At 71.6% G+C, this 12,591-nt stretch carries 11 protein-coding genes and 2 pseudogenes; 6 read left to right on the top strand and 7 right to left on the bottom strand.

The window, feature by feature from the left end; genetic code table 11:
* Window positions 1-196, bottom strand: a pseudogene (locus ACWCO3_RS22350) (hypothetical protein); the annotation flags it as partial.
* Window positions 197-304: 108 nt separating this feature from the next.
* Between ACWCO3_RS22350 and ACWCO3_RS22345 the strand changes: the two are divergent.
* The 3 genes from ACWCO3_RS22345 to ACWCO3_RS22335 all read left to right on the top strand — a co-directional run bounded on the left by ACWCO3_RS22345 (window position 305) and on the right by ACWCO3_RS22335 (window position 4,582).
* Window positions 305-706 carry a hypothetical protein gene (locus ACWCO3_RS22345; RefSeq protein WP_145781465.1) on the top strand — a complete coding sequence of 134 codons (402 nt, stop codon included), beginning with the start codon at window positions 305-307 and terminating at the stop codon, window positions 704-706.
* 88 nt (window positions 707-794) lie between these two features.
* Window positions 795-2,891 (top strand): APC family permease, encoded by a 2,097-nt coding sequence (locus ACWCO3_RS22340; RefSeq protein WP_208745014.1) that lies wholly within the window; start codon window positions 795-797, stop codon window positions 2,889-2,891.
* Between the two features lie 176 nt (window positions 2,892-3,067).
* Window positions 3,068-4,582, top strand: a complete 1,515-nt coding sequence (locus ACWCO3_RS22335; RefSeq protein ID WP_358163812.1) for a right-handed parallel beta-helix repeat-containing protein — start codon at window positions 3,068-3,070, stop codon at window positions 4,580-4,582.
* 96 nt (window positions 4,583-4,678) lie between these two features.
* Here the strand turns inward: ACWCO3_RS22335 and ACWCO3_RS22330 are convergent, their stop codons facing one another.
* Together ACWCO3_RS22330 and ACWCO3_RS22325 are read right to left on the bottom strand one after the other, a co-directional pair.
* A complete protein-coding gene (locus tag ACWCO3_RS22330; protein WP_450011814.1) occupies window positions 4,679-5,638 on the bottom strand; it encodes a TIGR03557 family F420-dependent LLM class oxidoreductase in 960 nt (319 codons plus the stop codon).
* Between the two features lie 126 nt (window positions 5,639-5,764).
* On the bottom strand, window positions 5,765-6,664 hold the full coding sequence (locus tag ACWCO3_RS22325) for an NAD(P)-dependent oxidoreductase (protein ID WP_450011813.1): 900 nt from the start codon (window positions 6,662-6,664) through the stop codon (window positions 5,765-5,767).
* Between the two features lie 96 nt (window positions 6,665-6,760).
* Between ACWCO3_RS22325 and ACWCO3_RS22320 the strand changes: the two genes are divergently transcribed.
* Both ACWCO3_RS22320 and ACWCO3_RS22315 read left to right on the top strand, forming a co-directional pair.
* The gene (locus tag ACWCO3_RS22320; RefSeq protein WP_145781475.1) at window positions 6,761-7,180 is read left to right on the top strand and encodes a winged helix-turn-helix transcriptional regulator; all 420 of its coding nucleotides are present in this window, start codon (window positions 6,761-6,763) and stop codon (window positions 7,178-7,180) included.
* Window positions 7,181-7,369: 189 nt separating this feature from the next.
* The gene (locus ACWCO3_RS22315; protein ID WP_145781478.1) at window positions 7,370-7,822 is read left to right on the top strand and encodes a hypothetical protein; all 453 of its coding nucleotides are present in this window, start codon (window positions 7,370-7,372) and stop codon (window positions 7,820-7,822) included.
* 50 nt (window positions 7,823-7,872) lie between these two features.
* Here the strand turns inward: ACWCO3_RS22315 and ACWCO3_RS22310 are convergent, their stop codons facing one another.
* Window positions 7,873-8,079, bottom strand: a complete 207-nt coding sequence (locus ACWCO3_RS22310) for a hypothetical protein (protein WP_088989422.1) — start codon at window positions 8,077-8,079, stop codon at window positions 7,873-7,875.
* Window positions 8,080-8,331: 252 nt separating this feature from the next.
* On the opposite strand from ACWCO3_RS22310, the gene ACWCO3_RS22305 reads away from it, so the two are divergent.
* The gene (locus ACWCO3_RS22305; protein WP_145781481.1) at window positions 8,332-9,159 is read left to right on the top strand and encodes a hypothetical protein; all 828 of its coding nucleotides are present in this window, start codon (window positions 8,332-8,334) and stop codon (window positions 9,157-9,159) included.
* 58 nt (window positions 9,160-9,217) lie between these two features.
* On the opposite strand, the gene ACWCO3_RS22300 is transcribed toward ACWCO3_RS22305, so the two are convergent.
* The 3 genes and pseudogenes from ACWCO3_RS22300 to ACWCO3_RS22290 form a co-directional block, all read right to left on the bottom strand.
* On the bottom strand, window positions 9,218-10,426 hold the full coding sequence (locus tag ACWCO3_RS22300) for a low temperature requirement protein A (protein WP_450011810.1): 1,209 nt from the start codon (window positions 10,424-10,426) through the stop codon (window positions 9,218-9,220).
* Between the two features lie 260 nt (window positions 10,427-10,686).
* Entirely contained in the window at window positions 10,687-11,775 is a 1,089-nt protein-coding gene (locus ACWCO3_RS22295; protein WP_450011808.1) for a helix-hairpin-helix domain-containing protein, read from the bottom strand.
* Between the two features lie 280 nt (window positions 11,776-12,055).
* Window positions 12,056-12,523, bottom strand: a pseudogene (locus tag ACWCO3_RS22290) (FAD-dependent oxidoreductase); the annotation flags it as partial.
* Window positions 12,524-12,591 lie beyond the last annotated feature (68 nt).

Below are 12,591 nucleotides of genomic sequence, written 5' to 3'. Positions count from 1 at the left end.
CCAGGTAGATGGTGAAGTCGGCGGCACCGGCGTCGGCCACCCGCTGCACCCGCAGCTCGCCGGAGGCGATCCAGCTCCGTGGGTCGGCCAGTACCGTCGGCCGGCCCGGGGGGTGTCGGCCGGCGGTGGGGCAGGGCGTCGACGGTGCGGGATTTCGCGGGTGTCGGCGGGCGCGTAACGGGTACGCCCGCGCCATGACCGTCCTGGCCCGGCGGCGGCCCGCCGCCCGACCCCGGCCCGCGCGGCCCGGGCCCCTTCGTCCGGGTGGCCCGGTGTCCCGACCCACCGCCCGGCCGGGTGCCCGGTGACCGACGTCGCGACGCGGTTCCCGTTCCGCTTCGATCCGGTGTTCCGCCCGGTGTTGGCGCTGGTGGGCGTCCGCCCGGCGACGGCCTGGGTCGTCGTGACCGACCGGGACCTGATGATCCGGTACGGGCCGTGGCGGCTGCGCACCGCACGGGCCAACGTGATCGCCGTCGAGCTGAGCGGCCCGTACCGCTGGTGGCGGGTGATCGGGCCGCACGTGTCGATGGTCGACCGGGGCGCGAGTTTCGGTAGCAGCACGGCGGGCGGCATCTGTCTGCGCTTCGGCGCGCCGGTGCCGGCGCTGGTGCCCGGCGGGCGCGTACGACACCCGGCGGCGACGGTGACCGTCGCCGACCCGCCGGCACTGGCCCGACTGCTCGCCGTGCCGGACCTGTCCTGAGCAGCGCGTTCACGTCCCCGGTTCGCCCGGCTGGGCGCCCGGCCACCGCCTACCGTCGGGTCAGGACCGGTGAGGGTGGGGACTGACGATGGGTGACGAGCACCGGGCGAGAGCCCGACGTTGGGGTGGACGCCGCCACGCGCCGACCGGGCCGGACCCGGCGCTGCGGGCGGCCCGTGACCCGGCCCGCCCGCACCCGGGCGGCCGGCCCGGGGTGGTGGTGCCCGAACGCGTGGACACCCCGGCCCGTTCGGCGCCGCCGGCCAGCCCGTTGCGCCGCTGGCTCTTCCAGCACCGGGTGCAGCCGCCCGGGCCGGAGACGAGCGAGGGGCAGAACCGCACGCACGCCTGGTGGCAGGTGATGTGCCTGACCGGGGTGGACTACTTCTCCACGCTGTCGTACCTCCCGGGCATCGCCGCGGTGGCGGCCGGCGCGCTCTCCCCGCTGGCGACCCTCCTGATCGTCGCGCTCACCCTGTTCGGCATGCTGCCGATGTACCGGCGGGTGGCCCACGACAGCCCGCACGGTCAGGGTTCCGTGGCGATGCTGGAGCGGCTGCTGCCGTTCTGGCGGGGCAAGGTCTTCGTCCTCGTGCTGCTCGGCTTCGTGGCGACCTCCTGGATCATCACGATCACGCTCTCGTCGGCCGACGCCACGGTGCACCTGTTGGAGAACCCGTACCTGCCGGACGCCCCGGAGGGCGCCCTGGTGCCGGTCGCGGTAACCGTCGTGCTGCTGCTCATCCTCGGCGGGGTGTTCCTGCTCGGCTTCCGCGAGGCGGTGGTCGTCGCCATCCCACTCGTCGCGATCTTCCTGGCGCTCAACGCGGTGATCGTCGGGGTGGCGGTGGCCCGGATCGTCGAGGACCCCGGCATCGTGTCGGACTGGACGGCCGTGTTGACCACCACCGGCGCCGGACCGGGCCACGTGCTGCTCACCGCCGTGTTGGCCTTCCCGCTGCTGGTGCTGGGGTTGTCCGGTTTCGAGACCGGGGTCAGCATGATGCCGCTGGTATCGGCCGACGGGCCGGACAAACAGGCCCGCCTGGCCGCCCGGATCCGCAACACGCGTCGGCTGCTCACCACAGCAGCCCTGATCATGTCGGTGTACCTGATCTCGACGACATTCGTGACCACCCTGCTCATCCCGGCGGAGGAGTTCCGGCCGGGTGGCGGCGCGAACGGGCGGGCGCTGGCGTTCCTGGCGCACAGGTACCTGGGTGAGGCCTTCGGCACCGTCTACGACGTGAGCAGCGTGCTCATCCTCTGGTTCGCCGGCGCGTCCGCGATGGCCGGGTTGATCAACATCGTGCCCCGCTACCTGCCCTCGTACGGCATGGCCCCGGAGTGGGCGAGGGCGGTGCGCCCGGTGGTGATCGTCTACACCGTCGTCAGCGTCGGCATCACGATCGCCTTCGGGGCCGACGTCAACGCACAGGCCGGCGCGTACGCCACGGGCATCCTGGCGATGATGGTCTCCGGCGCGGTGGCGGTGACGATCGCGGCGGCCCGCCGCCACCAGCGTGTGGGTGCGATCGGCTTCACGGTGCTGACGCTGGTGCTGCTGTACGCGCTGGTCGAGAACGTCATCGAGCAGCCGGACGGGATCACCATCTCGGCGTTGTTCATCCTCGGCATCATCGCCGTCTCGCTGGTGTCCCGGGTCACCCGCACCACCGAGCTGCGTGCCGAGCGGATCGAGTTCGACGAACCGGCCCGTCGGTTCATCACCGAGTCGCTGGCCCATGACGGGCAGCTGCACCTGATCGCGAACAAGCGGCAGAAGGGCTCGGTGAAGGAGTACACGGTCAAGGAACGGGCGCAGCGCGGGATGAATCCGGTACCCGGGGCGGCGGACGTGCTGTTCCTGGAGATCGACGTGGTCGACCCGTCGGAGTTCAGTCAGGTGCTGCGGGTGCACGGCATCGAGGTGAGTGGCTTCCGGGTGCTGCGGGCCAGCAGCCCGGCCGCGCCCAACGCGATCGCCGCGATCCTGCTGGCCCTGCGGGACGCGACCGGCGTGCGGCCGCACGCGCACTTCGAGTGGTCGGAGGGGAGCCCGATCGCGCACCTGGCGCGCTATCTCATTCTCGGCCGGGGGGACACCCCTCCGGTGGTGCGGGAGATCATCCGCCGGACCGAGCGCGACCCGCTACGACGCCCCGGCATCCACGTCGGCGGGTGATCGGGATGCCCCCGTTTGGTGGGTTCCGAAGATGAATAAGGGCACTATTCACGTTCACACCTTCCTGTCCGTATTGCGGATTTATCGTGACGTTTGGTGGTCGACGGTACGTCGAGCGCCCCGCGCCCTGATCGGCGCGCGGTCACGGCAGTAAGGCAGGAAGGTAGGCATTCTTGATGTCCACGTACCCAGGAGGAGACCGCGCGACCCGACCCAGGCGGCGGTCCCGATGGTTCCTGGCCAGCGGTTTGCTGGCAGGGAGCCTGGTCGTGGGAGCGGCCGGAGCAGCAGGCGTGGCCGCCGCCGCCGACCGGGCCCTCGCCCTTCCCGGTCTGGGCCGGCTCAGCACGGCCGGTAGCGACGACGACCGGCGGGCCGACGACCGGAGCGGCGAGGACCGCGAGCGCAGCGATGGCGAGCGGGACCGCCCGACCACCCCGGGCACCGGCAAGCGCGGCGTGGTGTCGGTCCCCTGCGACGCCGCGAAGCTGGTGGCGGCGCTGGTGACGGCCAACGCCGAGGGCGGGGCGGAACTCCGCCTCGCGCCCAAGTGCCGCTACGTCCTCACCGAGGCGTTCCACGAAACCGACCAGTACGACGGCGGGATCCGCGACGCCCGGGAGGCCGCCGACGCCGCGGAGACCCCCGGTGACGCCGAGGCGCCCCCGCACAACCCGGCCGACGACACCGCCGGCCTGCCGGTGATCTACCAGCCCATCACCATCGACGGCGCCGGGGCCACGATCGCCCGCGACGCCCAGGCCGCGGCGTTCCGGTTCTTCACCGTCCGCGACGGCGGGGAGCTGACCCTGCGGGACGTGGAGTTGCACAACGGCCGCTCGGCGATCGAGGGCGGCAGCGTGCACGTGGTGCACGGCGCCACGGCCGTGGTGGAGCGGGTGACGGTCTCCCAGAGCACGTCGCTGTCACCCGAGGGCGGCGGCGGGGGCATCTTCAACGACGGCAACATGGTGGTCAGTGACTCCACGTTCATCGGCAACAGCGCCTCCGGCGCCGCGGGCAAGGGCGGGGGCCTGCTCAACGGTGGCGTGCTGACGCTGAAGCGCTCCGAGTTCCACCGCAACAGCGCCAACGCGTACGGCGGCGGGCTCGGCAACTACCGGGGTGCGGCCGAGGTGGAGAGCGTCTCCTTCACCCAGAACAGCGCCGTGCAGGGTGGCGGGCTGGCCAGCTTCTCGGCCCGGACCAAGGTCTCCGACACCGAACTGCTGAACAACACCGCGCAGGTCGGCGGCGGTGCCGCGAACTCCGACGCGGTGCTGGTGATGCGCAAGATGACCATCCGTGGCAACACGTCAACCGTCAACGGCGGCGGTATCTCGACCGTCAAGGGCCTGACCCCGCTCGACGACAGCGTGGTCGACGGCAACACCACCCACGGCCTCGGCGCCGGCATCTACGCCGAGAAGGCGAACCTGCTGGTCCGCGGCAGTGACGTGACCCGCAACGAGGCGGTCGGCGCCACGTCCACGGGTGGCGGCATCTACGCGACGGCGGGCTCGGTGGCGATCTACACCAGCAAGATCACCCACAACGCGTCGACGCTGAAGCCGGGCGGGGTCTTCGCCTCGCACGCCCAGGTCAAGATCGACGACGAGAGCGTTGTCGTCGAGAACGAGCCGACCAACTGCGAGGGCAGCCAGGTGCCCATCGCGCACTGCTTCCGCTGAGGACACCGCGCACCCATCCCGAACGCGCAGCCGGCCGCCCCGACGATCAGTCGGGGCGGCCTCGGCACGTCCGGGTGTTCGCGTGCCGCAGGTGGGTCAGCTCCGCCCGCGCAGGCGACCGGAGAGGTCGTTGGCGAAGAAGTCCAGGAAGCCGTCCGGATCGGGACCGGCGTTCTGCAGGACGATGTGGTCGAAGCCGGCGTCGACGTACGACCGGACCTTGGCGACGTGCGGCTCCGGCTCGGGGCCGACGGCGAAGAGCTGACGGATGTGCTTCTCCTCGACGTGCGCGCTGGCCGCGTCGAAGTTGACCGGGTTCGGCAGCTCGCTCATCACCTTCCAGCCCGTGACCAGCCACCGGCTGGTCTGCAACACCGCCTGCACCGCCTGCTGCTCGTCGGTGGCCCACGCCAACGGAACCTCGGCGTAGCGGGGGCCCGAGCCGTGCGCGCGCCGGTAGTGCTCGACGATCGACGCGTCCGGCTCGGTGGCGAACAACCCGTCGCCCAGCTCGGCGGCGAGTCGGGCCGACGCCTCGCCGCTGGCCGCCACGGCGATCACCGGCGGGGTGTCCGGCAGGTCGAACACCCGGGCGTCCTCGAGTTGCAGGTGCCGGCCCTCGTACGACTGGTAGCCGCCCTGCCAGAGCAGCCGGATGATCTCCAGTGCCTCGCGGAGTCGCTCGTGACGCCCTCGTACGCTGGGGAAACCCTGCCCGACGACGTGCTCGTTGAGTCGCTCGCCGGCACCCACCCCGAGGGTGAACCGTCCGTCGGAGACCAGCGCCATGGTCGCCGCGGCCTGCGCGATGATCGCCGGGTGGTAGCGGACGGTGGGGCAGGTGACGCCGGTGGCCAGGCGCAGTGTGGTGGTCTTGGCCGCGATAGCGCCGAGCACGCTCCAGGTGAACGACGAGTGGCCCTGCGCGTCGAGCCAGGGGTGGTAGTGGTCGCTCATCTCGACGAAGTCGAAACCGGCCTGCTCGGCCAGGACGGCCTGCCGGATGATCTCCTGAGGGCCGTACCCCTCCGAGGCCAGCTTGTAGCCGATCTGCATGCCCTGCTCCCGACGCCGCGAGCGTGACTGACGCCGGGTCGGTTCCCGACCGGAGCACCGACAAACGTCACCGGGACCGCAAACCAGCCTCCTAGGATGCCGTGCGGGGTGTGGCGGTCACGTCTCCTAACGGCGAGGGGTCGGCCGCCGCACCAGCATGTCGATCACACCCGTCAGGTCCTCCTCGCCACCGCCCTCGGCCAGACGACGGCGCATCAGGTCGAAGTAGGGGCTGAGCAGTTCCGTGCTGACGCCCTGCCCCTCGGCGGTGCTCAGGAAGGTCGGGGCGCCGGCCACCTGCATGGCCAGACTGGAGACGACACCCCTGGTGTAGTCGCCATGGCGCAGCTGGTCGGCGGTGTGGTGAACCGTCGGGGCCATCGCCACGAGCCAGTCGGCGAGCAGTGGGGCGAGTGCCGCGGGGTCGATGTCCTCCCGGCGGATCAGCGCGAAGGCGTGCGCGGCCCCGGCGAACATCCCGTACATGGCGCTGAGCAGAGCCACGTCGTACAGGGCCGCGAAGCCTGCGTCCTCGCCCACGTAGGTCGTGCCGAGCGGTACGCCCAGGGTCTCCTGGTGCCGCTCGAACAATTCCCGAGAGCCGCTGTAGATGACGTAGCCACCAGCGTCCGCGGTGCCGACCATCGGAGGGACGGCCATGACCCCGGCGTCGAGGTAACGGGCGCCCCGCTCCCGTGCCCATCCGGCGCGGGCGCGGGCCTGGTCAGGGGTGCTGGTGGTCAGGTTGACCAGGTCCTTGCCGGTCAGGTCGGCGCCGGCCAGCACCTCGCCGACCGATGTGTCGTCCAACAGGCAGACGACCACGAGGGTGTTCGCCGCGACCGCGTCCGCGGCGCTGTCCGCGACCCGCACGCCCTCGGCGGCGAGCGCAGCGGCGCGGGCCGGGGTGCGGTTCCAGACGGTGAGTGGATGCCCGGCGGTACGCCAGGCACGCGCCAGCGCGGTGCCCATCGCGCCGAGCCCCAGCACGGTGACGGAGGTCTTCTCGAGAGTGTTCTGTGCCATGCCGACTACGCTTGTCAGAGTCCCGCAAATGATCAAGTACGCACTTCGAAGTGGGTGGTTACCCCGGGGTGAGCGTGCACGTCAGGAGGATGCGGCATGGCGACGCTGAACCGGCCGGGCACACCGGACGGACACATCTGCGGGATCGACACCGCGATGGAGGTCATCGGCGGCAGGTGGAAGGTGCTGATCCTCTGGGCGCTCCACGAGCATCCCCAGCGCCGCTTCGGTGAGCTGCGTCGACTGCTTCCGGGAATCACCGAGAAGGTGCTGACCTCACACCTGCGCGAGATGGAGGCGGACGGTGTCGTGCGCCGTGTCTCCTACGACGAGGTGCCACCCCACGTCGAGTACTCGCTGACCGAAAACGGCGTCCGACTCAACGACGCGCTCGAGCCGCTGGCAGCCTGGGGTCGCCAACGGTCAGACCTGGGCGCAGCCGGGGCGGACAGGGCCGACATCGTGACCCGCGACGACAGCGACAGGGCTCTCGAACATCTCCGAACTGGCCCGTGACCAGGTCGAACACCCGGCCGGCTGTTCGAAACAGCGGACACCCCTTCCGGCGGTCACCGTCGGGCCAACAGACTTCTCCTCGTCCGGCGGAGCCACCCGACCGAGGGCGGTCTCACCGCCAGACGAGGTCAGGCGTGGACCAGTGTCGGCGGCCGTAGCGGTCGCGGCAGAGCCAACAGGGGAGTCAGGATGACCAACAGTGTGTTCCGTCGTGCCGCCGCCGTGCTCGTGGCGGCCGTCCTCGGGGGCGGAACAGCCCTCACCGGCGTCTCGCCGGCCTTCGCGGAGGGCTGCCTCAGTGGCAGGGGCGACGTGCCCAGCCCGAAGGGCGGGCCTGGAGCGACCGCGACCGCCACCCTCTGCGTCAACAGCGCCGGCTACGCCTGGCTGGACACGAACCGGACCAACACCGTCACCGACCTGAGCGGCGACGGCTACGCCGCCCGGGTGTACGTCTACTGGAACCGGGGGTACAGCGGGGCGATCGCCGTCGACGACACCTCGTCGTCCGGAGGTGCCCGGCTGTCCTGGGAGTCCGGCGTGGGCACCCAGTACCGCTGGACCGAGGTCTTCGTCTGCCTGGGCTACTCGAGGCCCGACGACTACAACGGCCGCTGCGACTCGATCGTCTACAACAACTGAAGCGCGCCGGCCCAGGCCCACACCGGGGCCTGGGCCGGAAAGCCTTTGTCCTACTTGGACGGCTCGGGCAGCTTGCAGTCGACCTTGGGGTTGGCGCCGATGTAGTTCAAGGGCCCGGCCACGATGGTGACCAGGATCGTACCGGCCTCGGCGCAGTTGGTGTCGTCGCCGCTGTAGTAACCGCGCTGGCCGGCGGCGACCGCGCCGATCAACAACCAGATCACGACGATGACTCCGAGTATCGAGGTGCCGCGCATCGCTGCCTCCTGAGGAATGTGGTGGATTGCTGAGGTGCAGGCGTTGTACCCAATCGGGTCCCGCGGCTAACGGTCCCCAGCAACGACCCCGCGAATCGTCCGTCCGGCCGATGCGGTCCACCGTTGAGTACCGCTCGCGCATCGGCCACCCGCACCCTGTCGCACGGGCGCGCTATCGGATCGCCGACCGACCTCGCCGTCGTACGGGCCGGTGGACGTAGAACTGCCTCACGGCCCCGCCGAGGAGGACTCATGGACGCCCCGACACCGCCCCTGTACATCGACCGCCCCGAGGACGTCGCGGTCGCGGCCCGCGCGCTCGCCGGCGGTGCGGTCGTCGCGGCGGCGTTCGCCAACTTCTACGCCATCGTCACCCGTCCCGACGCGGCCACCGTGCGCCGGGTCAACCTCGCCAAGGGCCGTCCGGCCCACCACGTCGGCAGCATCACCACCGCCATCGGACGCATCCCGGGGATGTACGACTGGACGCGGATCTCACCGCGCCTGCCGATCGGGCGGGTGCGGGCGTTGATGGACGCCCTCTACGGGGCCGGGCCGTTCGGCTTCCGGGGGCCGGCGGCGGAACGGATCCCCGAGCACCTCGTCCAGGTCGACGAGGGGTTGCGGACCACCCAGGTGATCGCACCTGGTCTCACCTGCCCGTCCAACGCCTTCTTCGAGCGGGCGCTCGCCGAGACCGGGTCGGACCACCTCTACATCACCTCGGCGAACCGGTCCCGGCACCTCACCGGGGCGGCCGAGGAGCCGGCGCACTGGAAGGCCGGCGCTCTCGCCGCCGACTTCGCCCACCTCGACGACCTGGTGGTGCTCTCGCACCGGGACGAGGCGGCGGCCCGCGCCGCATACCCGGGCTACCTCACCACCTCGGTCACCCTGCTCTCTTTCCACGCGCCGGAAGGTGAGCTCGAAGAGCCGCCCGTGCTCACCGTGGACCGGCACGGATCGCTGCACCTGGACGACGTCCGCCGGGCCGCCGCGCCGCTCGGCCTGCAGGTGCGCCTGGCCGGCACCGCCCGGCAGCGGTTGCAGGTCCGGGGGTACGCCGGGGCGCTGGTGTGAGCGGCGGCGGTCCCGGGTCGACGACTCCACGCTGATCGGGCCGCGCTCGCGTGCCGGCTCAGTGCGGTGGGCTGGGGGGCTCCGGCGGCTTGCCGTGGCTTCGCCGGAAGTCCGCGTATGCCACCGCGACCAGCACCACCAGGGCCCCCAGGGACGTGACCATGGGCGGCACGTACAGCGCGGCGGGGGCGATGGTCAGCAGCGCCAGGATGCCTCCCGGTCGGGACCAGGACACCCGGCTGAACACCTCGTACTCGAAGGAGGCCCGGCCGGCCAGGAACAGCGCCGGGCCGCCGAGGATCACCGCCAGCCAGGCCGGCGGGGTCTCCCCGGTGGGTTCGTGCAGCACCAGGTGGAAGCCGGACGCCGTGGTCACCACCCCGGAAATCATCAACAGATGGGTGTACGGCGCGCTGAACAGGAACCTGCTCGGCGACTCGGACGCCTTGATGGCGCTCGGCAGCAGCTCGCCGGACTTGTGCACGTAGATCCGCCAGAGCAGCAGAGTCGTCAGGAACGCCACCGCGAACGCCGCGAGGTTCTCGGCCTCGTTGTGCTCCAGGCTGAACATGGTGCCGATCGTCAGGATGCAGTCGCCGAGCGCGATGATGAAGAACTGCTGGTAACGCTCGGACAGATGCTCCGCCGTGACGTTGCGCTGCTTCTCCGGCACCACTCCGAGCCCTGGCACCGGGTACGCGAGCCGGAAACCGAGGTAGTCGATGGCGAGCGCGATCGCCCAGCATATGATCCGGGCTTCCCCGCTGACGAATGCGCCGATGAGCCACGGGATCGCCGACACCACGAACCAGACGAAGATGCGCGCCGCCCGACGTTGGGTCTGCGGTTGACGCCGCACCGCCGGCATCAGGAACAGCCCGCGCCCCAGGTGGATCGCCACGTAGGTGCCGGCGAAGACGAACCCACGGTCGTTGAACGCCTCCGGAATCGCCGTCGTCATCAGCAGCGCGCCGAACATCACGGCGCTGATCAGCAGCTTGATCTCGGTGCGTTCCGGGTCGTACAGGTCGGTGACGAGGGTGGTGATCGCCCAGGTCCACCAGACGGCGGCCAGCATGATCAGGGCCTGCCCGGCGCTGTGCCAGTCGAGTTGCTCGACCATCGTCCGGGAGATGAGCGCCAGCGCGACCACGTACACGAGGTCGAAGAAGAGTTCGAGGAGGGTCACCCGGCGCGGGCCCTCCGGATCTCGCACCGGAGGGCCGCTGGCCTGCGGCGTCGCAGGATCCGGCGCGGGGAAGTGCACGGGTTACTCCTGCGGAACCGGTCGACTCGACGGACCTGTCCGGCCCACCTCAACGGACGGTAACGACAGGCCGGCAGCACGGTCCCGGAATTGCCCGGACTTCCCCCGACCGGGTCGGTCGGCCCGGGTTCCGGGACGTCCGGCGTCCGGCGGTTACCGCGGGCCTCGCACCGTCGAGTGGATCGTCGTTCCGCCACCGACGAGCGAGCCCCCGGCCGGTCGTCGCGGTGGACGGCCGGCCGGGGGCTCCAGGTCAGGCGTCAGGCCTGGTTGCTGTTCGGCAGCACTGCGGCCATCTCGTCGCCGGCGCCGGCGAGCACGCGGGCCTGCTGCGGCCAGCTGGCCAGCCCGGGTGCGGCGCGCAGACCGGCGGCCCGGATCAGGTCGCGCAGCGCCGGCTCGTCCAGGTCACCGAGCTGGCCGTACGTGCGCACGCCGGCGTCCTGCAACGCCGCCGCCATCTTCGGTCCGATCCCCTGGATGCGGCGGAAGTCGTCGGCCGGCCCCGTCGGGTCGCCCTCGTAGCTGGTGATCGAGGTGTCGTCGGCCGAACGGACCGGAGGGGTAGCGGTGTCGGTAGGCCGCACCGGAGGGGCCGCCACGGCCGAGCGCTCCGGCTCAGCGTCCACCGGCTCAGCGTCCACCGGCTCAGCGTCCACCGGCTCAGCGTCCACCGGACCGGCGAGCGTCGCGTCGCTGGTCGCCGGCTCCGGGTCGACGGCCGAGGCCCTGGTCTCCGCGTCGTCCGCCGGGGTGACGGCGACCGGCTCCTCAGCCGAAGCGGTACGGGCGGGCTCGTCCGTCGAGGTGACCACGGCGGGCTCGTCGGCCGGAGTGGTGTCGACCGGCGGGAGGTCGTCCGCCGGCTTGCGGGGGGCGACGACGGCCGTCGGGACGTGCTGCTCGTCAACCGCGACCGGCTCGGGAGTGGACTCCGCTGCGGGCTCCGGCCGCAGCTCATCCGCATCGTGCTCGGCGACCGGTACGGGCGGCGGAGGCTCGGTCAGCGCCATGTCGGACGGGTCGACGGTGCTCGGGGCGTCCGCCGGGACCGGCGTCGGGGTGGGAGCGTCCGCGTCGGTCACCGAAGCCGGCGCGCTGACCGTGTCCACCGGTACCGGCTCGTCGGCGACGGCGGTCGGCGCCGGGTCGACGGCGGCCGCGGGCCGCGGCTCGTCGGTCGTGGCAGCCGGCGTCGGCGTGGAGATCACGGCCAGTCCGGCGACCGGGTCACCCTCCACTATCGACTTGCCCTGCACGCCCCGCCGGCCGCGCAGCAGCCACCCGGCGGCCAGTCCCAGCAACAGTGCCAGTACCACTATCAGCGAGTGTCCGATAGACCACGCCACGGCGAACCTCCCTCTCACCTCGTTGGAAAAGTCACGAGAAAAACTCGCCGCAGCTTCGCACACGCTCATTACCGATGAGAGAGAGGCTCGGCCAGGGGCGCTGTGGGCGGGTTTACCACGTCAGCCGGTACCCGACGGGTGACACAGCGTCGCCCCGACCAGCCGGGAAGCCCGGTCCGACCGCCCCCACACAGCCGCATCCACACAGCCGCGGCGCGGCACGGCACGACGAGACCCGGGCCCGGCGGGGTACGCCGAGCCCGGGTGGCCGTTGCCCGACTCAGTCCCGATCGCCCTCATAGGTGTGGAAGTCGTCGACGAACCGTTGGCGCAGCCGCGGCACCCGGCTCGTCACTCCGAAGTAGCCGCGCGCGCCGAGCAGCGCGAGCCGGCCCACCACCGGCCGGTACATCCGGTCGTCGCCGCTGGTGCCGCTGCGGTTCAACGATTCGGCGACCCGCGCGAAGCCGTACGGCGCCATCGCCGCCTCGTAGTCCGCCACGGACTGGAGCAGGGTCTTGTCACCGGCGGTGGCGCAGGTGAGTTGCTCGCAGAGCAGGCGGGCGTCGCGAAGCGCGGTGTTCGCGCCGACACCGCGACCGGGGGTCATGGTGTGGATGGCGTCGCCGAGCAACGTGACGGTGCTGCTCTTCCAGGGAGGCACCGGCTCGGAGGTCGACACCTTGATCGGTAGGGCGCTGGCCGGCTCCGCTCGGGTCAGCAACTCCCGCAGGTGGGGGTGCCAGTTGGTGGCCGGCACGTTCATGCTGATGTTCCTGGCCGGCCTGCAGAACGTGCCCGTCGCGTTGGACGAGG

Source organism: Micromonospora sp. NPDC002411 (genome assembly GCF_053592955.1).
This window is presented reverse-complemented; position numbering and strand designations above follow the sequence as displayed.